Genomic DNA, 25,548 nt, shown 5'->3' on the forward strand with positions numbered 1-25,548 from the left:
GCCGCGCGTCACGCGCTAGCTGACCTTCTTGGCCACGGTCATGCCCAGCAGGAACAGCACCACGGCGATGATGATGCCGGCCCAGAACAGGAACTTGGCGATGCCGACCGCCGCGCCGGCAATGCCGCCGAAGCCGAGCACGCCTGCGATGACGCCGATGATGGCGAAGATGATGGCCCACTTGATCATGTCAAACCTTTCCCCGCGGGGACTGCGTACTGGATGATCAGGCTAGGCCGTGGCCGATGCGGCATTCGTGAACAGGCCGCGTGCGCGGCGTGAATCAGCGCGGGCGGAAACGCAGCAGGGCCACCGCGAACGCCAGGAACACGCTGCCCACCAGCCGCTCGAACCAGCGCCGTGCAAACGGCTTTGCCAGCCAGCGGCGCAGGCCATGGCCACCGGCTGCATACATCACGTACCAGAACAGCTCGCAGCCGGCGAAGGTAGCCACCAGCACGCTGTACTGCAGCGCCTGGCCGCGCGAAGGGTCGACGAACTGTGGCAGGAACGCCGTCGCGAACAGCAGCAGCTTGGGATTGCTCAGGCCGACCAGAAGTCCCCCGCGGAACACTGCCCATGCGCCGAGTGCCGGCGCGACCGCCAGCCCTGCATCCACGGTCACCGGCGGCGCCGGGCGGCCGCTGTCACGCCATGCCTTCAGCCCCAGCCAGGCCAGGTAGGCCACGCCCAGGTAACGCAGCACTTCGAACAGCATCGGCGAGGAATGCAACAGCGCGCTCAGGCCCGCCGCGGACGCGGCCAGCACCAGCAGCATCGCCAGCAGGCAGCCCGCCATTGCCGGCACGCTGCCACGGAAACCCAGCCCGACGCTGCGGCCCAGGATATGCAGCATGTTCGGCCCCGGGGTGCCACACAGCACGAACACAGTGGCCAGGAACCACCACCAGGTATGCAGGGCCATCGCGTACATCCACTCCAGAAGACCGCACCAGCATAGGGCGTGCCCGCAGCGCACGGAACATACAGCCCACCGTGGATGCAGTGGTTACAGATTCCGGGATCGGCAGCCGCGCGCCTTCTGTGCTGCAATGGAGGCCCCTGGCATGGAGCGGTGCATGAAGACCCTTGGCCTGATCGGTGGCATGAGCTGGGAGAGCTCGGCGCAGTATTACCGGCTCATCAACGAGGAGATCCGTGATCGCCTGGGCGGCGCCCACTCGGCGCAACTGCTGCTGTGGTCGGTGGATTTCGCCGGCATCAAGCAACTGCAGCACGACGGTGACTGGGATGCGCTGGGCGACCACATGGCCGATGCCGCACGGCGCCTGCAGGCCGGCGGCGCCGATCTGCTGCTGATCTGCACCAACACCATGCACAAGCTGACCGACCGCATCGAAGCCGCCTGCCCCCTGCCGCTGTTGCATATCGCCGACCCGACCGCGAACGCGATCGTGCAGGCGGGTGCGCGCAGGGTGGGCCTGCTCGGCACCGCCTTCACCATGGAGCAGGACTTCTACCGCGGGCGGCTGCAGGAGCGCTTCGGCCTGGAGGTGCTGGTGCCCGATGCCGAAGATCGTCGCAGCGTGCACGACATCATCTACCAGGAACTGATCGCCGGCGTGGTCAGCGAGCAGTCACGGCAGATCTATGCCGCGGTCATCGCGCGCCTGGTCGCGCGCGGCGCAGAGGCGATCATCCTCGGCTGTACCGAGATCATGCTGCTGGTGCGGCCGGAGGACAGCGCGGTGCCGTTGTTCGATACCACCACCCTGCATGCGCGGGCCGCGGTGGACGCGGCACTGGCCTGACCCCACGTGCGATGCGGCGCGGAATCAGTCCGCGCCCTGCACTTCCAGCGCTGTGATCAGCCAGTCGACCACCGCCTGCGAATCGCACAGGAAGAAGATGGCATCGCCGGAGCGCGCTTCGGTGAGCAGGCGATACACGGTGATCGCCACCGCCGACTGGTTGGCGATGAACACTTCCGGGCTGCGCGGCCCTTCACTGTGCCCGGCCACGGCATGCAACGCGTTGCGCGCGGCCACGGTCGTGGCCGGGTCCGCGCTGCGGGTCAGTTCCGGCCCGCGCAGGCCCCACGCAATGAACACATGCTTGCCCTTGAACGTGGTGTCCAGGACCTGCACCTCGGCGCCTGTGTCGGCCGAGCGATGAATGACAGTACTGCTGATCAACGCAACCCCCTGTGGTCGTCGTGGTCCGCGCATCCTCCCCCACAGGCCGCCCTCACACCAGCGACGGCAGCCGCAGGCTGCGCCGACAGGCGTGGAAGACATGTAAGAAGGTGTAAACCGATGCGATCGGATGTGCAGAGATGATACGGGATGTAAGCCTCTGCATGGGCCCGCGCGTACTAGTAAACCCCCACTGAGCCGGTTCCGGAACGGTGCGTTCCGGCGGTCCCGGGCTGGGTCATTCTTGCCGCCCGATCCACCGCCCGAGCCCCTGATGACCCACCGCCTGCTGTTGCCGATCACCGCCACCGCGCTTGTCCTGCTGCTGGCTGCCACCACCGTGGCCGCCCAGGATTACGACACGGATCACATTCCAGTGCTGCGCTGCGAATCGCAGTTCAACAAGACCCAGCAGTGCGCCATCGAAGGCCCGATGAGGCTGGCCCGGCAGCTGTCGGTTACCCGATGCGTGGAGAACCAGAACTGGGGCCAGCGCCGCCGCATGCTGTGGGTCACTGACGGCTGCCGCGCCGAGTTCGTCGCCGACGAGTACGGTCGCTGGCCCGGGCGCGGTCGTGATCGCGACGGCGAGGGCGAACGCCTGGTCTGCGAGTCGTACGAGAAGAAGGACAAGGAATGCCGCATCCGCGTGCGCCACGAAGTGCGCCTGGTCAAGCAGAAGTCGGTGACGACCTGTGTCGAGGACCGCAACTGGGGCTGGGACCGCCGTGGCATCTGGGTCAGCGACGGCTGCCGTGCCGAGTTCCGGGTCTATTGACTGCCGAGCACGCGCTGGCTGCGGCGGATCAGTGATCGCAACCGGCGTGACCGATAGACTGCATGCAACCGCCCGAGGAACGATTGATGACACCGCCGGATCCCTCCACGACGACGCTGCAGATCCGCGACGCCCGCCCCGGCGATGCCGCCGCGCTGATCGCGCTGGACAGCGTGGCGGCACATGATCCGCGACGGGCGACGCAGATCGGCCAGTGGCTTGCGCAGGGCCATGTGCACGTGGCCGAGCAGGATTGCGTGGCTGTCGGCTACCTGGTCATCCATCACCACTTCTTCGGCGAAGCCTTCGTTGAAATGCTGAGGGTGGGCCCGGCACGGCGCGGCCAGGGCATCGGTGCCGCCCTGCTTCGCCACGCCATTGCGCGACGCGGCGGCGGCAAGCTGTTCACCTCCACCAACAGCTCCAACAGCAGCATGCAGCGCCTGCTTGCTGCGTCGGGCTTCGTCGACAGCGGCATCGTGCACGGATTGGACGAGGGCGATGCGGAACGGATCTATCGCTTCGCGGGTGATTGATCGCGCTGCGCCACGCGCACAAAAAAGCCCACGCATCGCTGCGCAGGCTTCTTGATTCATCACAGTGGTCGGGACGGCCGGATTCGAACCGACGACCCTCTGCCCCCCAGGCAGATGCGCTACCAGGCTGCGCTACGCCCCGACTGATGCTGCGATGTGCCCGCCAGTGCGGCGGGCCGTGAAGTATAGCGGATTACGAAGGAAATGGGATCAGCGGCGCAGCAACTGCAGCACTTCTTCCAGCTCCATGCGCACCTGCTTGATGATCTGGTTGCTCAGCGCCGATTCCTCGCGAGCATCGGGACCGTCCAGGCGCAGGCGTGCACCACCGATGGTGTAGCCCTGTTCGTACAGCAGGCTGCGGATCTGCCGCACCATCAGCACATCGTGGCGCTGGTAGTAGCGACGGTTGCCTCGGCGCTTGGCCGGCTCAAGGCTGGGAAACTCGGTTTCCCAGTAGCGCAGGACGTGCGGCTTGACGTCGCACAGCTCGCTGACTTCACCGATGGTGAAGTAGCGCTTGGCCGGGATCGGCGGTAGTTCGCGGTTACTGCCCGGATCCAGCATAAGCTTCCACCCTCTCCTTGAGCTTCTGGCCCGGACGGAAGGTGACCACCGTACGGGCGGAAATCGGAATTTCCTCGCCGGTCTTGGGGTTGCGACCCGGGCGCTGGTTCTTGCGCCGCAGGTCGAAATTACCGAAGCCCGACAGCTTCACCTGACGTCCCTGTTCCAATGCTTCACGCAGCACATCGAAAAACGCGTCGACGAATTCCTTGGCTTCCCGCTTGTTCAGACCGACTTCGTCGAACAGCTTTTCCGCCATCTCCGCCTTGGTCAATGCCATTGCCTGCTACCCCCGAGTGCTGCCCGCTCAGCCGCGGATCCGGGCGTGGTGTTCACGCTCGATGGCAGTGACCGCCTCGGCCACCACCGCATCCACGTCGCGGTCCGTCAGAGTGCGCGACTTGTCCTGCAAAATCAAGCCCATAGCGAGACTCTTGAATCCCGGCTCGACGCCCTGGCCGACATAGCGGTCGAACAGGTTCAGGTCGCGCAGCAGCGGCCCGGCGGCCTGGCGGACGGTGGCGGCCAGATCGGCCCAGGCCACCTGTTCAGGCACCAGGAACGCCAGGTCGCGGCGCACCGCCGGGTAGCGCGACAGCTCGCCGGCACGCGGCAGGCGGCGGGCGGTCAGCGGCTCCAGGTCCAGCTCGAAGGCATAGACATCGGCCTCGATCTCCATCGCCTTGGCCAGGCGCGGGTGGATCTGGCCGATCCAGCCGATCGCCACGCCATCGCGCAGCACTTCGGCCGAGCGCACCGGGTGGCCGTAGGCACGGGCCGACGAGCGGAACTCCAGCTGCGCGCCACTGGCGGCGGCCAGCGACTCCAGGTCGCCCTTCAGGTCATGGAAATCGACCTTGCGGCTCGGCAGGCCCCACTGCACCGCCTGCGCATCGCCACAGACCGCGGCGGCCACACGCGCGGTTTCCAGCGGTGCCGGCCGGCTTTCGCCGGGCGACGCGTCGCCGGCCTGCTGGGCGAACACCCGCCCCAGCTCGAACAGGCGCACCCGGCCCAGCTGGCGGGCGGCATTGCGGCCGAGCGTGGCGACCAGGCCCGGCAGCAGCGACGGGCGCATCACCGCCAGTTCGGCCGACAGCGGGTTGGCCAGCGGCACCAGGCCGTCGCGCAGCTGCCACTGGGTCAGCAGCGCGTCGTCGACGAAGGCGAAATTGACGGTTTCCTGCTGGTCACGGGCGATCAGCTGGCGGCGCACGCTCAGCGCATCCAGCTGGGTTTCGCTCGGCATCGCCACGCGCGAGGCACCGCCCGGCAGCGTGGTCGGGATCTGCTCGTAACCGTGGATGCGGGCCAGCTCCTCGATCAGGTCTTCTTCGATGGCGATGTCGAAGCGGCGGCTCGGCGCGGCCACCTGCCAGCCATCGGTGGTGGCGACCACGTCCATGCCCAGCGCGCGCAGGATGCGCTCGACTTCGGCGTCTTCGATGGTGATGCCGAGCACGCGGGTGATGCGTGCGCGGCGCAGCGCGATGGTTGCCGGCTGCGGCAGATCGGCCTCACGCACGGCCTCGGTGACCGGTGCCGGGGTGCCGCCGGCCAGGTCCAGCACCAGGCGGGTGGCGTATTCGATGGCGGTGCGCGGCAGTGCCGGATCGACGCCACGCTCGAAGCGGTGGCCGGCATCGGTGTGCAGGCCCAGCTTGCGGCCACGGCCCATGATCGCGGCCGGTGCGAAGTGCGCGGCCTCCAGGAACACGGCGGTGGTGGCGTCGGTGACGCGGGTGTCGAAGCCGCCCATCAGGCCGGCCAGGCCGACCGCGCGGTCAGCGTCGGTCACCACCAGGAAGCTGTCGTCCAACGCAGCATCGCGGCCGTCCAGCAGCTTCAGCGTCTCGCCGGCGCGCGAACGGCGCACGGCGATGCTGCCCTGCAGGGTGCCGAGGTCGTAGGCATGCATCGGCTGGCCCAGTTCCAGCATCACATACTGGGTGATGTCGACCAGCAGCGACACCGGGCGCACGCCGCTGCGGCGCAGGCGCTCGGCCATCCACAGCGGGGTCTTCGCCGCGGCGTTGACGCCCTCGATGACACGGCCGAGGTAACGCGGCGCTTCGGCACCGGCATCCAGCTGGATCGACAGTTCACGGCTGCCGACGGCCGCAATGGCGTCGGCGGCGAAATCCAGCACTTCGCTGCGGGTCGCAGCGGCAACGTCGAAGGCGATGCCACGCAGGCTGAAGCAGTCGGCGCGATTCGGGGTCAGCTTGATCTCGATGCTGGCATCGGGCAGGCCCAGGTAATCGACCAGAGCCTGGCCGACCGGAGCGTCATCGGGCAATTCCAGCAGGCCGGACGCATCGTTGTCCAGGCCCAGCTCCTTGGCCGAGCACAGCATGCCGTTGGACTCGACGCCGCGCAGCTTGGCCGGCTTGATCTTCAGCTCGCCGATCTGCGCACCGACCATCGCCAGCGGCGCGACCAGGCCCGGGCGCGCGTTCGGCGCACCGCAGACGATCTGCAGCAGCTCGCCCTGCCCGGCATCGACCCTGCACACCTGCAGGCGGTCGGCTTCCGGATGGCGGACTGCCTCGACGATGCGCGCCACGACCACGTGATCGAGGCCTTCGCCCAGCGCGGTCACCTCTTCCACTTCCAGGCCGATGGCGGTCAGCACCGCACTCAGTTCATCGCGCGAAGCGCTGGTCGGGACGTGGCTGCGCAGCCAGTTTTCGGAGAATTTCATGGTGTCATCCTGGTGGGCCCGGCGCATGCGCCTGGGCCTGCGAATTTAAGAGCCGTCGAGCAAGCTCGACGCTACGGACCGGCGCTTACGCGAACTGTTTCAGGAAGCGCACGTCGTTCTCGAAGAACGCGCGCAGGTCGTTGACGCCGTAGCGCAGCATCGCGAAGCGCTCCACGCCCATGCCGAAGGCGAAGCCGGTGTAGCGCTCCGGATCGATGCCGACGTTGCGCAGCACGTTCGGATGAACCATGCCGCAGCCGAGCACTTCCAGCCAGCGGGTGCTGCCATCCGGCTGCTGCCAGGCGATGTCCACTTCCGCACCCGGTTCAACGAACGGGAAATAGCTGGGGCGGAAGCGCATCTCGAAATCGCGCTCGAAGAAGGCGCGCACGAACTCGGCCAGCGTGCCCTTCAGGTCGGCGAAGGTCGAATGCTCGTCCACCAGCAGGCCTTCCACCTGGTGGAACATCGGCGAGTGGGTCTGGTCACTGTCGCTGCGGTACACCTTGCCCGCGGCGATCATGCGCAGCGGCGGCGCATGGTCGCCCATGTAGCGCACCTGCACACCCGAGGTATGCGTGCGCAGCAGGCGGCCGTCGCCGAAGTAGAAGGTGTCATGCATCGCGCGCGCCGGATGGTGCGGCGGGAAGTTCAGCGCCTCGAAGTTGTGCCAGTCGTCCTCGATCTCCGGCCCTTCCGACAGCTCGTAGCCCAGGCGGCCGAAGATGCCGGTGATGCGCTCCAGGGTGCGGGTGATCGGGTGCAGGCCGGCGCGATCGCCATTGCGGCCCGGCAGGGTGATGTCGATGGCTTCGGCCGCCAGGCGCGCGTCCAGCGCCGCGTCTTCCAGCAGCGCCTTGCGCTCGCCCAGCGCGCGGGTCAGCGCATCGCGGGCCTGGTTGATCGCTTCACCGGCAGCCTTGCGCTCGTCGGCCGGCAGGGCGCCGAGCTGCTTGAGCTGCGAGGTGATGCTGCCACTCTTGCCAAGCAGGGCCACGCGCAGCTGTTCCAGCACGTCGGGGCTCTGTGCGGCGGCCACATCGGCCAGCGCCTGGGTGGTGAGGGATTGGATGTCGCTCATGGGGGGCCGGAACTCCAGTCGATCTGCCATCGCGATGCGCGAAGGGCCGACCCCTGTCGCCACCGCCGTCCCTGCGCTGCCGCTGTGGCCGCGCCGGGACCCAAAAAAGAATGGGGAAGGACTTGCGCCCTTCCCCATGCATTGCCTTGACCTGACACCGTTCCGAGTGAACGGTTACGGCATCGGGAAGGACTTATGCCGCCAGCGCGCCCTTGGCCTTTTCGGCCAGCGCGGCAAAACCGGCTGCGTCGTGCACGGCGATGTCAGCCAGGACCTTGCGGTCCAGGGTGATGCCAGCCTTCAGCAGGCCGTTCATGAAGCGGCTGTAGCTCAGGCCGTTGATGCGGGCAGCCGCATTGATACGGGTGATCCACAGCGAACGGAAGTTGCGCTTCTTCTGCTTACGGCCGATGTAGGCGTACTGCTGTGCCTTGATGACCGCCTGCTTGGCGACGCGGAAGACCTTGCGACGGGCGTTGTAATAGCCCTTGGCGAGATCCAGGATTTTCTTGTGGCGGCGACGCGCCTGTACGCCACGCTTAACTCGTGCCATTTTTCAGTTCCTCAGAGGTAAGGGAGCATGCGGTCCAGACGGCCTGCGTCTTCTGCACGGACATGGCCCGTCTGACGCAGATTACGCTTACGCTTGGTCGCTTTCTTCGTGAGGATGTGGCTACGGTTGGCGTGGCCGCACTTGTACTTGCCCGAGGCGGTCTTGCGGAAACGCTTGGCCGCTGCCCGGTTGGTCTTGATCTTGGGCATTGCAATGTCCTTGATGGGATTTGACCCTGGTTTCTGACTGATCTGGCGGCGGCCTGGGCCGCTCTTTCCGTCCTGCCATGATCGGCGTACGACCCGTCCTGGGTGGGTCGAGCCGGGCATGATACAGGCAAAACCGCCCTGTCACCAGCCCCTGCAACCCTTTCACCGGCAATTCACCGGGATGCCGCAAAAGCAAAGGGACGCCATCGGCGCCCCTTCACCCTGAACCATTCAGCCAGGCGCCCCGGAAGGCGGCCGGTCAGGCCTCAGGTCTTCTTCTTCGGTGCGATCATCATGACCATCTGACGCCCTTCCAGGCGCGGACGGGATTCAATGACGATGTCCTCGCCCAGATCGGCCTCGATCCGGTTGGCCATTTCGCGGCCCAGTTCCTGGTGGCTCATTTCACGGCCACGGAAACGGATGTTGACCTTGATCTTGTCACCATCTTCGAGGAACTCACGCATCTTGCGCAGCTTGATCTGGTAGTCGCCCTCGTCCGTGACCGGACGGAACTTCACTTCCTTGATCTCGACCTGCTTGCTCTTCTTCTTGGCCTCGTTGGCCTTCTTCTGCGCTTCGAACTTGAACTTGCCGAAGTCCATGATCTTGCAGACCGGCGGATCGGCCTGCGGCTGGATCTCGACCAGGTCCAGGCCTTCATCTTCGGCCATGGACAGCGCTTCGTCGCGCGACAACACGCCGATCATTTCTCCGTCACTGCCGATCACGCGGACGCGCGGCACACGGATTTCCTGATTCTTGCGGTTCTGTTTGTTGTCAGGGGTGCTGATATTACGTTCTCCCAAGGGTATCGAACCGGTCCGGGTGCCTGTGCGCCCGGACCGGACCTTTGCTTACGCGCCCTCGGCGTGGAGCCGCTCGATGAAGGCCTGCAGGCTCATGCTGCCCAGGTCTTCGCCAGAACGCGTACGCACCGCTACAGCGCCGTTTTCCTTCTCGCGGTCACCAATGACCAGCAGGTACGGCACGCGCTGCAACGTATGCTCGCGGATTTTATAGCCGATCTTCTCGTTACGCAAATCCGAGCTGACGCGGAAGCCTTGCTCCGCAAGGGTTTTGGTCACGCCCGAGACGTATTCAGCCTGGGCGTCGGTGATGTTGGCCACCACCACCTGGGTCGGCGCCAGCCAGGCCGGGAACTGGCCGGCGTGGTGCTCGATCAGGATGCCCAGGAAGCGCTCCATCGAGCCGACGATGGCCCGGTGCAGCATGACCGGGTGCTTCTTCTGGCTGTTCTCGTCCACGTACTCGGCGCCGAGGCGGCCCGGCATCATGAAGTCGACCTGCATGGTGCCCAGCTGCCAGGTACGGCCGATGGCGTCCTTCAGGTGGTACTCGATCTTCGGGCCGTAGAAGGCACCCTCGCCCGGCAGTTCCTGCCACTCCACCCCATTGCTGGACAGTGCCGAGCGCAGCGCGCCTTCGGCCTTGTCCCAGGTGGCGTCGTCGCCCAGGCGCGATTCCGGACGCAGGGCGATCTTGACCTGGATCTCATCGAAGCCGAAGTGCTGGTAGACCGCCAGCGCCTGCTGGTGGAACGCGGTCACTTCCGCCTCGACCTGGTTTTCGGTGCAGAACACGTGGCCGTCGTCCTGGGTGAAACCACGCACGCGCAGGATGCCGTGCAGCGCGCCGGAGGGCTCGTTGCGGTGGCAGGCACCGAACTCGCCATAGCGGATCGGCAGGTCGCGGTAGCTGTGCAGGCCCTGGTTGAACACCTGTACGTGGCCCGGGCAGTTCATCGGCTTGAGCGCGTAGGTGCGCTTCTCCGATTCGGTGAAGAACATCGCGTCCTGGTAGTTGTCCCAGTGGCCGGACTTCTGCCACAGGCTCACGTCCAGGATCTGCGGGCAGCGCACTTCGCCGTAGCCGGTCTTGCGATAGACCTTGCGCATGTACTGCTCGACCACCTGCCACAGCGCCCAGCCCTTGGGGTGCCAGAACACCAGGCCCGGGGCCTCTTCCTGCAGGTGGAACAGGTCCTGCTGCTTGCCGATGCGGCGGTGGTCGCGCATTTCGGCTTCTTCGATGCGCTTGATGTACGCCTCAAGCTGCTTCTTGTCGGCCCAGGCGGTGCCGTAGATGCGCTGCAGCTGCTCGTTCTGCGCGTCACCGCGCCAGTAGGCACCGGAGATGCGGGTCAGCTTGAAGGCCTTCAGGAAGCGGGTGTTCGGCACGTGCGGGCCACGGCACATGTCCACGTATTCCTGGTGGTAGTACATGCCCATCGCCTGGATGTCGTCGGACATGTCCTCGATCAGGCGCAGCTTGTAGTCCTCGCCACGGGCCTTGAAGATCTCGACCACTTCGGCGCGCGGCGTCATCTTCTTGATGACGTCGTAGTCCTGGGCGATCAGCTCGCCCATGCGCTTCTCGATCGCCGCCATGTCTTCCGGGGTGAACGGGCGCTCGGAGTAGATGTCGTAGTAGAAGCCCTCGGCGATCACCGGGCCGATGACCATCTTGACGTCCGGGTACAGCTGCTTGACGGCGTGGCCGACCAGGTGGGCGCAGGAGTGGCGGATGATCTCCACGCCCTCCTCGTCCTTGGCGGTGATGATGCGCAGGCTGGCATCGTGGTCGATGACATCGCTGGCATCGACCAGCACGCCATCGACCGAGCCGGCGATGGTGGCCTTGGCCAGGCCGGCACCGATCGACTGGGCGACGTCCATGACGCTGACGGGGTTTTCGAACTCGCGGCAGCTGCCGTCGGGAAGGGTGATATTGATCATCGCAGTGGCTTCGTGCGGGGCCCGCCGGGCGGGCTGGAAAGCGTTCCCGGGCCATGGCCCGGGCAATAAAAAAGCGCCGCGAGGGCGCCTGGAACGCAGGGCCTTCGGGGGCAGGTCAACAGTGGGCGGTGGTAGTGCTCATGTCGCACGCTCGGCCGGCGCTGGGCGCGGGCCACCTTGTTCCAGTCAGGGGTCTGCGACGATCTTAAACCAGCAGGGAGGAAAGCCCAAGCCGGCCGGGGCCTCCCGCCGGCAATCGCGGCTGAATGGCCGCCGCTGGCGGGGCCAAATATCAATGATTACCATACGCAGGCGTTTCTCACTCGCGTGTGAGGCGCCCCTTCCTGGCCCTGGACCCACCCATGTATACGCTGTCGCTGCCGGCCCGTGCCGGCCTGCTCCGTGCCCCACTCTCCGCCCTCGCCCTTGCCGTCTCCGGCATGCTTCCGGGCCTGGCCGCGGCCGACGAGGCGCGTACGCTCGACACCGTACAGGTGACTGCCCCGATCGCCACCGAGAGCGGCAGCGCGACCAAGACCGATACCCCGCTGCGCGAGATCCCGCAGTCGATCTCGGTCATCACCGACCGGCAGATGCGTGACCGTGGCATCCATGGCGTTGAAGAGGCGGTGTGGTACACCGCCGGCGCCCAGGGCGGCCAGTACGGCGAAGACACGCGCAGCGACTGGCTGCTGGTCCGTGGTTTCAAACCCGCCCGCTACCTTGATGGCCTGGCCACGGTGGAAGGCACCTGGACCGGCGAATCGCGCCTGGAGCCCTATGGCCTGGAGCGCATCGATGTGCTGAAGGGCCCGGCCTCGGTCAACTACGGTGCGATGCCGCCGGGCGGCCTGATCAACTTCGTCAGCAAGCGGCCGCACGCCAACCCGTTGCAGGAAGTGGAGCTGCAGGTCGGCAACTACGGCCTGAAGCAGGCCGCCTTCGACATCGGCGGTGCGCTCAATGACAGCGGCAGCGTGCTGTACCGGCTGGTCGGCCTGGCCCGCAACAGCGACAACGTGATCGACCACGTCCATGACGATCGCTACTACCTGGCCCCCTCGCTGACCTGGACGCCGGACGATGCCAACGCGCTGACCGTGCTGGCGCGCTACCAGAAGAACGACACGGTCGAAACCGGCGGCTTCCTGCCTTACCAGGGCACGGTGGTGCCCGGCGCCAACGGCCGCTACATCTCCCGCCACTTCTTCAGCGGCGAGCCGGGCGTGAACGACTACACCAAGGAAAGCGCCGCGCTCGGCTATGAATTCCGCCATGACTTCGGCGATGGCACCGTGTTCAACCAGAACGCGCGCTACAGCTGGGCCGAAGTGGACGCCAGCCGCGGCAGCCTGGGCCTGTTCGGCCTGGTGTCGCCGGACAGCACCGAGCTGGTGCGCTACTACTACCCGCGCCTGGACAAGTCCGAAAGCGTGGCCATCGACAACAACCTGACCTTCCGCTTCCGCAGCGGCCGTGCCGAGCACACGGTGCTGGCGGGGCTGGACTACCGTCGCGCGCGCAACGATTACGCCTCGGCATTCCTGTTCGGCGCGCCCGGCATCGATGCCTACAACCCGGTGTATGGCGCGCCGGTGCAGGTGCCCGACTACACCTCGCGCCAGGTGCAGACGCAGAGCACGCTGGGCCTGTACCTGCAGGACCAGATCCGCATCGACCGCTGGCTGGTCACGCTGGCCGGCCGCCAGGACTGGGTCGGTACCGATACCGAGCAGCGCATCGGCACCGCCAGCCGCGCCCACCAGAGCGATGACAGGTTCTCCGGCCGGGTGGGCGTGAACTACCTGTTTGACAATGGCGTGAGCCCCTACGTGAGCTGGTCGCAGTCGTTCCAGACCACCATCGGTACCGACTACGCGGGGCGCGCGTTCGTGCCGACCACCGGCGAGCAGTTCGAGGCCGGCGTGAAGTACCAGCCCGAGGGTGGCCGCCTGCTGCTGACCGCCGCGGCGTACCAGATCGAGCAGGACAACACGCTCACCGTCGACCCGCAGCACACCCTGTTCTCGATCCAGCAGGGCCAGACCCGCGTGCGCGGTGCCGAGCTGGAAGGGCGCTGGAACATCGGCCAGGGCCTGAGCGTGTACGGCAGCTACACCCGCCTCGACGCCAAGGTCCGGCGCAGTACCGATGCCGCTTCGGTAGGCAAGCGGGTGGCCCTGGTGCCGAAGGAAAGCGCGTCGCTGGGCGCCGACTACACCTTTACCGCCGGCGCGCTGAGCGGGTTCGGCTTCGGTGCCGGCGTCCGCTACAACGGCGGCATCTATGGCGACATCTACAACGACTGGTACACGCCGTCGTTCACCCTCATCGATGCCAGCGTGCATTACGACCGCGGCCCGTGGCGCCTGCAGGTCAATGCCGCCAACGCCGCCGACAAGAAGTACGTGTCGGCCTGCAACAGCGCGACCTGGTGCTACTACGGCTACCCGCGTACCGTCACCGCCAGCCTGCGTTACCAATGGTGAGCCCGCGATGATCACGGTAGGCCTGTCGACGCTGGGATTCTGCAGCCTGGGCATGCTGGCGGCGATGTTCTCGGCGCTGGCGTTCTATGCCGCCTCGCCGCACTGCCGCTGGCCACGCCTGCGCCGCGCCGGACGCCTCGGCCACCAGATCGGCCTGGTTGCCGCCGCCGCATCGCTGTGGCTGTGGATGGCCGAGCTGGGCTTCGCCGCTGGCCTGGTCGCAATGCTGTGCACCTGGATGCTGTCGGCAATGCTGCTGCCGGCACTGGCCGCGTGGCATCGCCCCGGCGCGGAGACACCGTGATGTGGGCGCGCGCGTTTGCCGGCATATTCGCCGGCTTCTTCCTGGCGGCCGCCGCCACCGGACTGGTCACCTGGCTGCCACCGGGCCCGTGGCAGAACGCCCTGGTGCCTGCGCTGATCGCCTTCGTGCCGCTGTGGATGCTGGCGGCTTTGTGGGCCTTCAGTTTCCGCCGCGCTGGGTATGCCTGGCTGGCCCTGGCCGGCAGCGCGGCGGCCGGTTTCGGTGTGCTCGGGCTGCTGCGCATGGCCGGCGCCGTGCAATGAGATCAATCGCATGAAGTTCAGCTCGCAGACCCTGCGCACGTTCACCACCCTGCACACCTGGGTCGGCCTGGTGGCCGGCTTCGGGCTGTTCGTGGCCTTCTATGCCGGTGCGCTGACCCTGTTCCACCACGACCTGCCGCTGTGGCAGACGCCGGGCGCGGCCACTGCGTTGCCCGCCAGCCTGGATGACGCGCAGTACCTGCTGGAGGACGTGCTGGCCGCACATGCGGAAGCACGCCGGCATGTCGGCATGACCTTCCCCGGTGCCGAGCATCCGCAGCCGCTGGCCTACTGGCAGGCCGACGACGGGGGGTGGCGCTATGCCTGGCCGGGGCAGACCGCCGGCAGCCCGACGCCGCCGCAGTCGGGCCTGGCCGAACTGGTCAACGAGCTGCACTACAGCCTGGGCCTGCCGGTGGCCGGCATCTACGTGATGGGCATCGTCAGCCTGCTGTATGGCATGGCCCTGCTCAGTGGCCTGGTGATCCATCTGCCGAAACTGCTCGGCGACCTGTTCGCGCTGCGCCCGGGCCGCAACCTCAAGCAGCTGTGGCAGGACGCACACAACGTGATCGGTGTGCTCAGCCTGCCGTTCCACCTGATGTTCGCGGTGACCGGTGCCCTGCTCTGCCTGGTGTTCATCCAGATCGCCCTGCTCAATCCGCTCATCTTCGAAGGCAAGGCCCTGCAGGCGGTGCCGACGGCGATGGACACCGCGCCCGTGCGCGCCGCCAGCGGCGTGCCGGCCGCTCCGGGCAGCCTGCGCGAACTGCATGCGCGCGCGCTGGAAGTGGCACGCGCGCAGGGCGTGACCGATTTCGAACCGGCCTACCTGAAACTGGCCAACGGCGGTGATGCCAATGCCACCATCGAGATCACCGGTGAATCCAGCGGCACCCTCGGCCCACTCGGCTCGGTCGCGCTGGACGTCGCCAGTGGACGCCTGCTGGCCAGCCAGCTGCCCGGCCACCGTGATGCCAACCACGCCACGCTCAGCGCGGCCTATGCGCTGCATTTTGGTGAGTTCGGCAATGGCGTGGTGGTCTGGCTGTACTTCCTGCTGGGCCTGGGCGGTGCCTTCCTGTTCTATTCGGGCAACCTGCTGTGGATCGAATCGCGGCGCAAGCGCCGGCAACCACAACAGCCGCGCTCCGGGGTGAACATGGCGCGGGCCACGGTGGGCGTGTGCATCGGCCTGTGCGTGGCGATCTCGGTCGCGTTCGCCAGCGCACTGGTGCTGGAACGGGTGGCACCGTCCGCCGTTGATCACGGCATCCGCTGGGCCTGTTTCGGCAGCTGGGCCGCGTGTGCGCTGTGGGCAGCACTGCGCCGCCCGGCCCAGGCGGCACGCGAGCTGCTCTGGGCCGCCGCGATCAGCACCGCGCTGGTGCCGGTGCTGCATGGCGCCCTCAGCGGTGACTGGTTGTGGCGCGCGGCCGCGCATGGGCACTGGCCGCTGTTCTGGGTCGATGCGATCGCACTGGCCATGGCGTTCGGTTTTGCCCGGCTGGCCCTGGCCAGCCAGCGTCGCGCGCGCAACGGCGATCCCAACAGCGTCTGGGCCAATTGAGGTAGCGCCGGGCATGGCCCGGCACTACCGCCAACCCTCAATCGCCGATGCGGGCCTTCTGCCACGGGCCAAGCATGGCGTTGAGCAGGCTGGCCTGTTCGTCATCGCCGGTCAGCTCCCACATGAACACCCCGGCCAGGCCCTGCTCGCGGGCGAACTGCGCGCGCAGCCCGATCGAGCGCGGGTCTTCGTAGCTGATGAAGATCTTCTGCTGCGGGTTGTACAGCCACGGGCTCTGCGCCTGCGGCTGCCAATGCTTCGTCCAGCCAGGCTGGTCCAGATAGCGCGCCTTGATCACCCGCCAGTCGCCCGCGTCGGTCGGTGCGCTGTAGGCCTGGTACAGCCCATCGGCGGCGTCACCGGTGACCTTGAAGCCACGGCCATAGAACGGCACGCCCAGCACCAGCTTGTGGGCCGGCACACCGTGGTCGCGGTAGTACTGCACCGCGCCGGCCACGTTGTTCCAGCGCCGCAGTTCCGGTGCCAGCTGATCGGCTGGCACTTCATGCAGCGGGGCGTTGAAGGTCGACACCGCCGAGAAACCGGTGCCCATGTCGTAGCTCATCAGGTTGATGAAATCGAACACCCTGGCCAGCGCCGGCAGGTCGTAGCTGGCCGCCGGATCGTAGGGGCCATCGGTCTGCAGGCGACCGGCGGCCAGCGCAGCGGTCAGCAGCATCGGCTGCCCCTGCTTGCGCCCGCGCGCGTCAAGTGCGACGCGGAACGCCTGCGCGAGCCTGGTCAGGTTGGCGCGATCCTGCGGGCGGTGCGCCAGCTCCTTCGGCCCACCACTGACCGGGAATTCCCAGTCGATGTCCACGCCATCGAAGCTGCCGGCGTGGCGATCGAAGAACAGCGCCATGCAGGAATCGACCAGGCGCTTGCGGCTGGCCTCGCTCAGCGCCGCATCGGAGAAACCGCCCGCGCCCCAGCCGCCGATGGAAATCAGCGTGCGCAGGTGCGGATGCGCCTTCTTCAGTTCGGCCAGCGCAGCGAAGTTGGCCGGCGCTTCGGCACCGACCGTGCAGCGGCCGTCTTCAATGGTGGAAAACGCATAGAACAGGTGGGTCAGGCGTTCGGCCGGAATGCTCGACACCTGATAGCGCTCGGCCGACCCGCCGGGATAGTAGGCACCGAAGATCGGCGCCTGCGGTGCCGCAGCGGCGTGTGCAGCGGTGGGCAGGGTGCCGGCAATCAGCACGGCAAGGACAGCCACGGTCTGGCGCAACATGGGATCTCCCGGTTCGAAGGCGCAGCCACGTTAGCAAACCGATGTGCCTGCGGTACGGATGTCGCGGCATGTCGTCCAGTGGACACGCGCGCTCCCTCCCAGGACGACACCCCAGCGGTCACGCCACTGCCATCGTGCGCCGCAACAGGACAACCGCCGACGCCGCGCTATCCCTTCCCCGCATCGGCTAAGGTAGCCGCGGATCTTCAACCCCGCATGGACATGAGCAGCGACCACGACAACACCGACGACGGCGCACGGCCGGACGACGCCACGCTCGACGAACTGCAGGCGCTGGAAGCCCGTGCCTATGCCGCATTCCACGAAGGCGACCTCGCGCGGGCCGTGGCCCTGTTCGGTGAATTGACCGGGCATGCCCCGGAGGTTCCCTACCTGCATTACATGCGCGGGCTCGCCCACAAGTACCTGCGCGAGTGGCCGGCCTCGCTGCGGGACAACCTGCAGTCGGAACAGCTGCGCGACGCGTTCGATGTAGCCACCGCATGGAATGCCGGTATCGCCGCCACTGCACTGGGTGACTGGACCGAGGCCCGGCGCCAATGGAGCCGCTGCGGCATCACCGTGCCCGGCGACGCGGGGCCGATCGATGGCGATTTCGGCGTGGCCTGCCTGCGCCTGGCGCCGTGGTCCACCGCCGAGGTGGTCTACATGCGCCGCATCGATCCGGTACGCGCCCGCATCGACAATGTGCCGCTGCCAGAAAGCGGCTTCCGCTTCGGTGACATCGTGCTGCATGACGGCGCCTCGACCGGCCACCGCACCTACCGGGAGCAGAGTGTGCCGGTGTTCAATGCGATGCAGCGCCTGCAGCCATCGGACATGGCCACCTTCACTGTGTTCGTGCAGTGCGATTCCGCCGATGACATCGCTGCCCTGGAAGCCATGCAGCTGCCCGGGATCGGCATGGTCGAGGATTGGACCGCGACCGTGCGCAGGCTGTGCCGCCGTTGCAGCTACGGAACGCCGCACCAGCACGATGACGCAGCGGAGCGCGCGGACGGCTGGACGCGCGCGCGCGATCTCGGCATTGCCGCGCAAGGGCGTGCCGCGGTGGAAAAGCTGCTGGCAACATGGACCGCTGCGGCACCGGGACGCGTGCTGGAAGCCATCGAACAGCGCGAGCATCCGCTGAGTGAGCCCGAGCCGGGACAGGTCTGGTGGCTGGGGGAGGAAGAAGAGGAAGAAGATGCCGGGTAACGCCGAGCATGTTCGACTCCGGCGATGCCTCCAACAGCGTGTCAACCAAGGTTGACACCCACCCGGGGCGCGAGCGTGTCAACCAAGGTTGACACCTACCGGGGCAAAGCGCAGAGCGTTGTCGCACAAGGCCTTCAGAATTCTTCAGGCGGCTTTCCAGCACTTCAGATGCGGTGATGGCTCAATCGGGCTCCCTTTCGATGGAGCCCGCCGATGCGTTCGATCCTGCCCGTCCTGACCCTGCTCTGCGCCGTGTGTGCCGCGCCGCCGCTCACCGCTCGCGCCGCGCCGCCAGATCCGGCACGCCTGCTGGCGCTGCAGCAGGCCATCGCCCGCGATGAACTCAAGCAGATCCGCAGCGTGCTGCTGCAGGTCGATGGCCAGGTGGTCTACGAGGGCTACTTCAACGGCGCCGACGCACAGACCCTGCACGACGTGCGATCGGCCAGCAAGGGCGTGACGGCACTGCTGGTCGGCGCCGCCATCGGCGAGGGACGCGTACCCGGCGTGCAGGCCCGGGTGTACGACTACTTCCCGGCGTTCACCGCGCAGCACGCGGTCGACCCGCGCCTGCGCGCCACTACCCTGCAGGACCTGCTGACCATGAGCAGCCTGTGGGAGTGCGATGACGAGAACCCGTTCTCGGCCGGCCACGAAGAACGCATGTACGTCACCGAGCGGTGGCTGGACTTCGCGCTGGCGCTGCCGGTGAAGGGCTTTGCGCCCTGGATGCAGCGGCCGCAGGACAGCCCGCATGGCCGCGCGTTCGCCTACTGCACCGCCAACCCGTTCGTGCTCGGTGCCGTGCTTGAACAGGCCAGCGGGCAGCCCCTTGCAGACTACGCCGCGCGCGTGCTGGAACGCCCGCTGGGCATCAGTGAAAGCCAGTGGAACCGTTCGCCGGAGGGCATCGGCATGGGCGGCGGCGGCACCCGCTACCGCACGCGTGACCTGGCCCGGTTCGGCCAGCTGGTACTGGACGGTGGACGCTGGCAGGGTCGCCAGCTGGTTCCCAGGGACTACATCGCGGCGATGGTGCAGGCGCAGGCCACGACGCCCGATGGCAGCGATTATGGCTACCAGTGGTGGGGCCTGAAGCTCGATGTGCAGGGTGCGTCGCGCACCGTGTGGGCGATGTCCGGCAATGGCGGCAACTATGTGTTCGTGCTGCCCGAACAGCGCGTGGTGGCCGTGGTCACCAGCCAGGCCTTCAACCGCTCCTTCGCCCATCCGCAGTCGCGGCGCATCCTCACCGAGTTCCTGCTGCCGGCGCTGCGCTGAGGGCGGCCAGGTCCTTCGGCCGCCAGGCGGCGGCCAACACCTGCGCGCGCTGCCGGGCGATGTCGGTATCGATGCGCTCCAGCAACGCGGGCCAACCCGGGGCGTCGTGCAGGGGCGCCAACAGCGGCGTGGCGCGCAGCCACGCCACGTCGCGGAAGCCATCATCGACGGCCTGATGCAATGCGGCGACGGCCGCATCTGTACGTCCAGCAGCCTGCAGCAGCAATGCCCGCTCCACGCCCGTGTCGGACCAGCCATCGCCCGCGCTGGCGTCGAGCTGCTGCAGACGCTGCCCGAGCCACGCGTCCTGCGCCGGCTGCGCGCCGTACAGGCCCGCCAGCGTCTGCCCCAGTGATTGCTGGGGCCGCAGCTGGCGGCCGCGCTCAAACGCCTCTGCCGCCATCACCGGGTCACCGGCCAGCAGCGCGAGCTCTCCCTTCATCCGCAGCAGCTGCGGGTGTGGCGTGCCCCGCGCCAGCGCCTCGTCCAGCGCCTGCCTGGCCTGTTGCGGCGCGCCGGCCAGATACAGGCTGCGTGGCCAGGCGATATTGGAGAAGACGTTGTCCGGGTAGAGCTGGAAGTTGCGCGCGTGGCGTTGCGCTGCAGCCTGGGTGAAGCCCAGCAGTTCCAGCTCGCGCGCCACCTGCACGTCGCGGAAACGCACGCGCTCAGGCGCCTTCAATGACAGGTTCTCGCGCAGCGCCGTCACCACCTGGCCGCGCTCCTGCCGCAGATACGCCAGCGACGCGCGGCTGCGTTCGTCGGCGGGATCCAGTTCCAGCGCACGCGCGTAACCGGCCATCGCCTGCGGCATGTCGCCGAGGCAGTCCTGCGCATAGCCCCACAGCGCATGGGCGGCGGCATCGCGCGGCGCCCGCCTGCGCTCCTCGCTGGCCAGGGCCAGCGCCTCTTTCACTTGTGCCGGCGAGCCGTTGAACAGGCAGCCCTGCGCCGCCAACGCACGCGACAGTCCCCGCCGCGCCGGCGCGGACTCCGGATCGACCTGCAGCGCGTGCCGGTACAGGCTGATCGCCCGCTCGTTGTTGCTGGCCTGGCCGATGCCTGCGTAATAATCGGCGCGCTGCAGCGCCGCCTGCGCCGCACCCGGTGCAGGCGGCCGCGGCCACCACACCAGCGTTGCGGCGACGCCCAGCGCCACGGCCGCCATCAGGCCCCACCCTGCCCTGCCGCGCCAACGTGACCGGGCAGGCTGTGCGGTACCCGGCAACGGCTGCGCGCACAGCTGGTAGCCGCGCCCACGCACCGAACGGATGTAGCGCGGCCGGCGGCTGTCATCGCCCAGTGCCTGGCGCAGCAGCTTGACCCGTTGGCTGACCGCATCTTCGCCGACCACGGCCGGCGCCCAGACCTGCGCCGCCAGGGTGTCGAAATCGACGACCTCGGCGCCGTGCGCCAGCATCACGTCCAGCAGCGTCCAGCTCAGGCCGCTGACCGGCAGGACCTGGCCGGCGCGGCTGACCCGCTGTGCCGGGCGGTCAATGTCCAGATCGAGCAGGCGAAGGGTGTCCATGGGCGAAGCATAGCGGCACGCCGGCCGCGGATCGCGGGCAAAGAAAAAGCGGGCCGAAGCCCGCTTTTTCATTTCAGCGATTCCAGAAGCGTGTCAACCAAGGTTGACACCCACCGTAATCGACCGGAGGTCGATTACTCGGCGCTGACGGCGTCGCCTTCTTCCACGGCCTTCATCGACAGGCGGATACGCCCCTGCTTGTCGACTTCCAGCACCTTGACCTTGACCACATCGCCTTCCTTCAGCACGTCGCCGACCTTCTCGACGCGGTCGCTGGAGATCTGCGAGACGTGGACCAGGCCGTCCTTGCCCGGCAGGATGGTGACGAACGCACCGAAGTCCATGATCTTGGCGACCTTGCCTTCGTAGATGCGGCCCGGCTCGACGTCCGAGGTGATCTGCTCGATGCGGGCCTTGGCGGCCTGGGCAGCGATGGCGTTGACCGAAGCGATGACGATGGTGCCGTCATCCTGGATGTCGATCTGGGTGCCGGTTTCCTTGGTGATGGCCTGGATGGTCGAACCACCCTTGCCGATCACTTCGCGGATCTTGTCCGGGTGGATCTTGATGGTCAGCAGGCGCGGCGCGTAGTCGGACAGCTCCGAACGCGGGGCGGTCAGGCCGTGGGCCATTTCGCCCAGGATATGCAGACGGCCAGCCTTGGCCTGCTGCAGGGCCTGCTTCATGATCTCTTCGGTGATGCCTTCGATCTTGATGTCCATCTGCAGGGCGGAGATGCCCTCAGCGGTACCGGCCACCTTGAAGTCCATGTCGCCCAGGTGATCTTCGTCACCCAGGATGTCGGACAGGACGACGAAGCGCTCGCCTTCCTTGACCAGGCCCATGGCGATACCGGCAACCGGCGCCTTCACCGGCACGCCGGCGTCCATCAGGGCCAGCGACGAACCGCAGACCGAGGCCATCGACGAGGAACCGTTCGACTCGGTGATTTCCGAGACGACGCGGATGGTGTACGGGAAGGCTTCCAGCGACGGCATGACAGCCAGCACGCCGCGCTTGGCCAGGCGACCGTGGCCGATTTCGCGGCGCTTCGGGCCCATCATGCGGCCGCACTCACCCACCGAGAACGGAGGGAAGTTGTAGTGGAACAGGAAGTTTTCCTTGTACTCACCGGCAACGGCGTCGATGACCTGGCCGTCACGGGCGGTGCCCAGGGTGATGGTCACGATGGCCTGGGTTTCGCCGCGGGTGAACAGCGAGGAACCGTGGGTACGCGGCAGCACGCCGGTCTTCACGGCGATCGGGCGGACGGTGTCCAGCGCACGGCCGTCGATGCGGACCTTGGTGTCCAGCACCGAGTCACGCATGGTGCGGTATTCCAGCTCGCCGAATTCCTTCGACAGCTCGGCCGGGTTCCAGCCCTCGGCGGCCACACGGCCGGCCAGGGTTTCGACCACGTCCTTCTTGATCGCCGAGATGGCGTCGCGGCGCTGCAGCTTGTCGCGCACCTGGAAGGCTTCGCCCAGGCGCGGGCCGATGGCTTCCTTCAGGGCGGAGATCAGCGCGTCGTTCTTGGCCGGGGCTTCCCAGGTCGACGGCTTGGTGCCGGCTTCGACGGTCAGCTCGTTGATCGCGTTGATGACCTTCTGCATCTCGCGGTGACCGAAGGTCACGGCGCCCAGCATCACTTCTTCGGACAGCAGCGCAGCTTCGGATTCGACCATCAGCACGGCGTTGGAGGTACCGGCGACGACCAGTTCCAGCTGCGAGTCAGCCAGTTCGCTGACGGTCGGGTTCAGGATGTACTCGCCGTTCTTGTAACCGACCTTGGCAGCGCCGATCGGACCCATGAACGGGGTGCCGGCCAGGGCCAGCGCAGCCGAGGCACCGATCAGGGCCGGGATGTCACCGTCCACGTCCGGGTTCAGCGACATGACCGTGGCGATGATCTGCACTTCGTTCTTGTAGTCTTCCGGGAACAGCGGGCGGATCGGACGGTCGATCAGACGCGAGATCAGGGTTTCCTTCTCGGTCGCACGGCCTTCGCGCTTGAAGAAACCACCCGGGATACGGCCGCCGGCGTAGAACTTTTCCTGATAATCGACGGTCAGCGGGAAGAAGTCCTGGCCTTCGCGCGCGCTCTTGGCGGCGACGGCGGTGACCAGCAGTACGGTGTCGTCCATCTTGACGATGACGGCACCGCTGGCCTGGCGGGCGACTTCGCCGGTCTCAAGCGTGACGGTGTGCTTGCCGTACTGGAAGGTTTTGGTGATTTTTGCCACGGAGGGTGTCCTTGGGGATGCTGTCTGCGAATTTGGACCGTCGGCGACCCTTGCCGCCTGCGGGTGGCCGGATCGTTCCGGCCTGAATCGGGGATTGCGGTGCTACAAAACAAAACCGCGGCGCATCGCTGCGCCGCGGGGGATTCGTTGCTTAGCGACGCAGGCCAAGCTTTTCGATCAGGGCCTTGTAACGCTCGACGTCCTTCTTCTTCAGGTAGTCGAGCAGGCTGCGACGGCGGTTGACCATCTGCAGCAGGCCGCGGCGGCTGTGGTGGTCCTTCTTGTGGGTCTTGAAGTGGCCGGTCAGCAGTTCGATGCGGGCGGTCAGCAGGGCCACCTGGACTTCCGGGGAGCCGGTGTCGGCGGCGCTGCGCTTGTTGTCTTCAATGACCTTCTGGGTGTCGATCGACATTTTCTTTTTTCTCTGTGATGCGTGGCCGGCAGGAACGCGCTTCGCGCACCGCCAGGCTCGCCGTGGACTACGAGGATGAAACCTGCGCGAGGCAGGCTGCCGGAAAACGGCCGCGAAATTGTAACGGTCGGGGGCTTCCGGGACAAGGACCGGGGCTGAACCGGCGGGCCCCGGTCAGAGGTTGAAACGGCGCTGGGGGGCCAGCAGGCCACTGTCATCGACCTGGCCCAGCCCCTGGACAGCATCGTCCGGGCCGAACACGGCGACCAGGCCGCGCGGCCAGGACAGGTCGCGCTGGCGCTGGCCGACACAGAACCGGTGAGCCTGGTCGGCGTCGAGGTCGACCCGCGGGTACTCGGCCAGGCCGGCGGCCAGGGGCAGCAGCAGCGCATCCATGGCGGCCTCGTCGCCCGCCTCGACCATCGCCCGCAGCTGGTCCAGGGTGACCATCGCCGGCGCCCGGAACGGTTCGACCCAGAGCCGGCGCAGCGCGCTGATATGGGCACCGCAGCCCAGGCTTTCGCCGAGGTCGCGGGCCAGGCTGCGGATGTAGGTACCCGAGCCGCAGGTGATGCGCAGGCGCAGCCGTTCCGGCTGCTGCTCCAGCACCTCGATGGCGTGCACCTGCACCTCGCGCTCGGGCGCCTCGATGACGTCGCCACGGCGGGCCTTCACATACAGCGGCTCACCGCCCTGCTTCAGCGCCGAATAGATCGGCGCCCGCTGCAGGATGCTGCCGGTCAGCGGCGCCAGCGCGGCCTGCAGGGCCTGCGCGCTGACTGCCGGCACCGGGCGCTGCAGCAGCACCTGGCCTTCGGAATCGTCGGTATCGGTGGTCTGCCCAAGCACGATCTCGGCGTCGTAGGCCTTGGCCGAGCCCAGCAGCAGGCCGGCGATCTTGGTCGCCTCGCCGAAGCACAGCGGCAGCAGGCCGGTGGCCAGCGGGTCGAGGCTGCCGGTGTGACCGCCCTTTTCGGCGCGGAACAGGCGACGGGCCACCTGCAGGGCGGCGTTGGAGCTCATGCCGGTCGACTTGTCGAGCAGCAGGATGCCATCCAGGCGGCGGAACTGAATTCGGGTCATGACAGGATGTTGTAGAGCCGAGCCATGCCCGGCTGCCGCAGCGCGGCCCGCACGGGCATCGCGTTGCCGGAACGGAAAGACGCCGGGCACGGGCCCGGCGCTGCCTTATTCTTCGTCGCTCTCGCGACGCTTCTCCGCGGCCAGCGTATCGGGCAGGTCGCGCAGGATGTTGTCGATGTGCTCACCACGGTCGACCGAGTCGTCGTAGTGGAAATGCAGCTCCGGCACGTGGCGCAGCTTCATGGCACGGGCCAGGTCCATGCGCAGGCGGTAGCCCAGCTCCTTCAGGCCAGCCACGGCTTCAGCCGAGCGTTCCGGCATCAGCGCGGTGACGAACACCTTGGCATGGGCCATGTCGCGGGTGATTTCCACGTCGGACACGCTCACCGAGGGCAACCCGTGCTCGCGCACGGCGTTGTGCACCAGGGTGCCGAGTTCACGGCGCAGCTGGGCGGAGACACGGTCGGTTCGATGGAAAGTCTTGGGCACGAGGAGCTCTTGGTTCAGTTGTCGCCCGACCAACGGTCGGGCGCTACATCTACATGGTACCCGACCGTGGGTCGGGCTTTGCATGCCGGTA

General features: G+C 67.3%; 26 protein-coding genes and 1 tRNA gene. 9 read left to right on the top strand and 18 right to left on the bottom strand.

The annotated features are described in order from the left end of the window. Positions 1-15: 15 nt before the first annotated feature. Positions 16-189 carry a DUF1328 domain-containing protein gene (locus tag K5L94_RS15575; protein ID WP_006380555.1) on the bottom strand — a complete coding sequence of 58 codons (174 nt, stop codon included), beginning with the start codon at positions 187-189 and terminating at the stop codon, positions 16-18. Positions 190-283: 94 nt separating this feature from the next. Then, positions 284-925 (bottom strand): LysE family translocator, encoded by a 642-nt coding sequence (locus tag K5L94_RS15580; protein ID WP_180878453.1) that lies wholly within the window; start codon positions 923-925, stop codon positions 284-286. A 154-nt stretch (positions 926-1,079) separates the two neighbouring features. On the opposite strand from K5L94_RS15580, the gene K5L94_RS15585 reads away from it, so the two are divergent. Beyond that, positions 1,080-1,772, top strand: coding sequence for an aspartate/glutamate racemase family protein (locus tag K5L94_RS15585; RefSeq protein ID WP_053450367.1), 693 nt, complete (start codon positions 1,080-1,082; stop codon positions 1,770-1,772). A gap of 24 nt (positions 1,773-1,796) precedes the next feature. On the opposite strand, the gene K5L94_RS15590 is transcribed toward K5L94_RS15585, so the two are convergent. Beyond that, a complete protein-coding gene (locus tag K5L94_RS15590; protein ID WP_337999986.1) occupies positions 1,797-2,189 on the bottom strand; it encodes a hypothetical protein in 393 nt (130 codons plus the stop codon). A 241-nt stretch (positions 2,190-2,430) separates the two neighbouring features. Between K5L94_RS15590 and K5L94_RS15595 the strand changes: the two genes are divergently transcribed. Both K5L94_RS15595 and K5L94_RS15600 read left to right on the top strand, forming a co-directional pair. Next, positions 2,431-2,934 (top strand): DUF3011 domain-containing protein, encoded by a 504-nt coding sequence (locus K5L94_RS15595; protein WP_274510834.1) that lies wholly within the window; start codon positions 2,431-2,433, stop codon positions 2,932-2,934. An 86-nt stretch (positions 2,935-3,020) separates the two neighbouring features. Beyond that, a complete protein-coding gene (locus tag K5L94_RS15600; RefSeq protein ID WP_053450369.1) occupies positions 3,021-3,470 on the top strand; it encodes a GNAT family N-acetyltransferase in 450 nt (149 codons plus the stop codon). A gap of 65 nt (positions 3,471-3,535) precedes the next feature. Here the strand turns inward: K5L94_RS15600 and K5L94_RS15605 are convergent. The 9 genes from K5L94_RS15605 to thrS all read right to left on the bottom strand — a co-directional run bounded on the left by K5L94_RS15605 (position 3,536) and on the right by thrS (position 11,343). Continuing rightward, positions 3,536-3,612: transfer RNA gene (locus K5L94_RS15605), tRNA-Pro, on the bottom strand. A 68-nt stretch (positions 3,613-3,680) separates the two neighbouring features. Further along, positions 3,681-4,037: a MerR family transcriptional regulator gene (locus K5L94_RS15610; protein WP_005410431.1), complete on the bottom strand. Its 357-nt coding sequence runs from the start codon at positions 4,035-4,037 to the stop codon at positions 3,681-3,683. Beyond that, the gene (locus K5L94_RS15615; RefSeq protein ID WP_005410432.1) at positions 4,018-4,317 is read right to left on the bottom strand and encodes an integration host factor subunit alpha; all 300 of its coding nucleotides are present in this window, start codon (positions 4,315-4,317) and stop codon (positions 4,018-4,020) included. Before K5L94_RS15615 ends, K5L94_RS15610 begins: the two co-directional genes overlap by 20 nt. Before the next feature lie 27 nt (positions 4,318-4,344). Next, entirely contained in the window at positions 4,345-6,741 is a 2,397-nt protein-coding gene (gene pheT / locus K5L94_RS15620; RefSeq protein ID WP_274510835.1) for a phenylalanine--tRNA ligase subunit beta, read from the bottom strand. Positions 6,742-6,826: 85 nt separating this feature from the next. Continuing rightward, complete coding sequence (locus K5L94_RS15625; RefSeq protein ID WP_005417865.1) at positions 6,827-7,822, bottom strand: phenylalanine--tRNA ligase subunit alpha; 996 nt, start codon at positions 7,820-7,822, stop codon at positions 6,827-6,829. Between the two features lie 193 nt (positions 7,823-8,015). Then, on the bottom strand, positions 8,016-8,375 hold the full coding sequence (gene rplT / locus K5L94_RS15630) for a 50S ribosomal protein L20 (RefSeq protein WP_005410435.1): 360 nt from the start codon (positions 8,373-8,375) through the stop codon (positions 8,016-8,018). Positions 8,376-8,386: 11 nt separating this feature from the next. Beyond that, on the bottom strand, positions 8,387-8,584 hold the full coding sequence (rpmI, locus tag K5L94_RS15635; RefSeq protein ID WP_005410436.1) for a 50S ribosomal protein L35: 198 nt from the start codon (positions 8,582-8,584) through the stop codon (positions 8,387-8,389). Between the two features lie 266 nt (positions 8,585-8,850). After that, entirely contained in the window at positions 8,851-9,393 is a 543-nt protein-coding gene (gene infC / locus K5L94_RS15640) for a translation initiation factor IF-3 (RefSeq protein ID WP_080357233.1), read from the bottom strand. Positions 9,394-9,441: 48 nt separating this feature from the next. Continuing rightward, positions 9,442-11,343 (bottom strand): threonine--tRNA ligase, encoded by a 1,902-nt coding sequence (thrS, locus tag K5L94_RS15645; RefSeq protein ID WP_274510836.1) that lies wholly within the window; start codon positions 11,341-11,343, stop codon positions 9,442-9,444. A gap of 362 nt (positions 11,344-11,705) precedes the next feature. On the opposite strand from thrS, the gene K5L94_RS15650 reads away from it, so the two are divergent. Genes K5L94_RS15650 through K5L94_RS15665 form a run of 4 tightly spaced genes read left to right on the top strand, consistent with a single transcriptional unit; the run spans position 11,706 to position 15,969 of the window. Continuing rightward, the gene (locus tag K5L94_RS15650) at positions 11,706-13,832 is read left to right on the top strand and encodes a TonB-dependent siderophore receptor (RefSeq protein ID WP_274510837.1); all 2,127 of its coding nucleotides are present in this window, start codon (positions 11,706-11,708) and stop codon (positions 13,830-13,832) included. A gap of 7 nt (positions 13,833-13,839) precedes the next feature. Next, the gene (locus K5L94_RS15655; protein ID WP_040007368.1) at positions 13,840-14,136 is read left to right on the top strand and encodes a hypothetical protein; all 297 of its coding nucleotides are present in this window, start codon (positions 13,840-13,842) and stop codon (positions 14,134-14,136) included. Continuing rightward, positions 14,136-14,399: a hypothetical protein gene (locus tag K5L94_RS15660; protein ID WP_271260488.1), complete on the top strand. Its 264-nt coding sequence runs from the start codon at positions 14,136-14,138 to the stop codon at positions 14,397-14,399. The genes K5L94_RS15655 and K5L94_RS15660 overlap by 1 nt, the downstream gene beginning before the upstream one ends. Before the next feature lie 10 nt (positions 14,400-14,409). Beyond that, positions 14,410-15,969 (top strand): PepSY-associated TM helix domain-containing protein, encoded by a 1,560-nt coding sequence (locus tag K5L94_RS15665; protein WP_053510958.1) that lies wholly within the window; start codon positions 14,410-14,412, stop codon positions 15,967-15,969. A 37-nt stretch (positions 15,970-16,006) separates the two neighbouring features. Here K5L94_RS15665 and K5L94_RS15670 read toward each other — a convergent pair whose 3' ends face one another. Continuing rightward, on the bottom strand, positions 16,007-17,200 hold the full coding sequence (locus K5L94_RS15670) for a glycoside hydrolase family 18 protein (RefSeq protein WP_274510838.1): 1,194 nt from the start codon (positions 17,198-17,200) through the stop codon (positions 16,007-16,009). Between the two features lie 222 nt (positions 17,201-17,422). Between K5L94_RS15670 and K5L94_RS15675 the strand changes: the two genes are divergently transcribed. Together K5L94_RS15675 and K5L94_RS15680 are read left to right on the top strand one after the other, a co-directional pair. Beyond that, the gene (locus K5L94_RS15675) at positions 17,423-18,418 is read left to right on the top strand and encodes a tetratricopeptide repeat protein (RefSeq protein WP_274510839.1); all 996 of its coding nucleotides are present in this window, start codon (positions 17,423-17,425) and stop codon (positions 18,416-18,418) included. Positions 18,419-18,631: 213 nt separating this feature from the next. Next, a complete protein-coding gene (locus K5L94_RS15680) occupies positions 18,632-19,699 on the top strand; it encodes a serine hydrolase domain-containing protein (protein ID WP_274510840.1) in 1,068 nt (355 codons plus the stop codon). On the opposite strand, the gene K5L94_RS15685 is transcribed toward K5L94_RS15680, so the two are convergent. The 5 genes from K5L94_RS15685 to rbfA all read right to left on the bottom strand — a co-directional run bounded on the left by K5L94_RS15685 (position 19,668) and on the right by rbfA (position 25,457). After that, a complete protein-coding gene (locus K5L94_RS15685; protein ID WP_274510841.1) occupies positions 19,668-21,230 on the bottom strand; it encodes a winged helix-turn-helix domain-containing protein in 1,563 nt (520 codons plus the stop codon). The two genes, K5L94_RS15680 and K5L94_RS15685, sit on opposite strands and share 32 nt — an antisense overlap. 134 nt (positions 21,231-21,364) lie before the next feature. Further along, complete coding sequence (gene pnp, locus K5L94_RS15690) at positions 21,365-23,473, bottom strand: polyribonucleotide nucleotidyltransferase (RefSeq protein WP_006458359.1); 2,109 nt, start codon at positions 23,471-23,473, stop codon at positions 21,365-21,367. Positions 23,474-23,624: 151 nt separating this feature from the next. Next, a complete protein-coding gene (gene rpsO / locus K5L94_RS15695) occupies positions 23,625-23,885 on the bottom strand; it encodes a 30S ribosomal protein S15 (RefSeq protein ID WP_005417886.1) in 261 nt (86 codons plus the stop codon). Positions 23,886-24,059: 174 nt separating this feature from the next. Next, positions 24,060-24,968 (bottom strand): tRNA pseudouridine(55) synthase TruB, encoded by a 909-nt coding sequence (truB, locus tag K5L94_RS15700; protein WP_274510842.1) that lies wholly within the window; start codon positions 24,966-24,968, stop codon positions 24,060-24,062. 105 nt (positions 24,969-25,073) lie between these two features. Continuing rightward, on the bottom strand, positions 25,074-25,457 hold the full coding sequence (gene rbfA / locus K5L94_RS15705) for a 30S ribosome-binding factor RbfA (RefSeq protein WP_005410447.1): 384 nt from the start codon (positions 25,455-25,457) through the stop codon (positions 25,074-25,076). Between the last annotated feature and the right edge of the window lie 91 nt (positions 25,458-25,548).

Origin of the sequence: Stenotrophomonas forensis (genome assembly GCF_028752115.1) — a bacterium.
In the GTDB taxonomy this organism is placed as follows: Bacteria; Pseudomonadota; Gammaproteobacteria; order Xanthomonadales; family Xanthomonadaceae; genus Stenotrophomonas; species Stenotrophomonas forensis.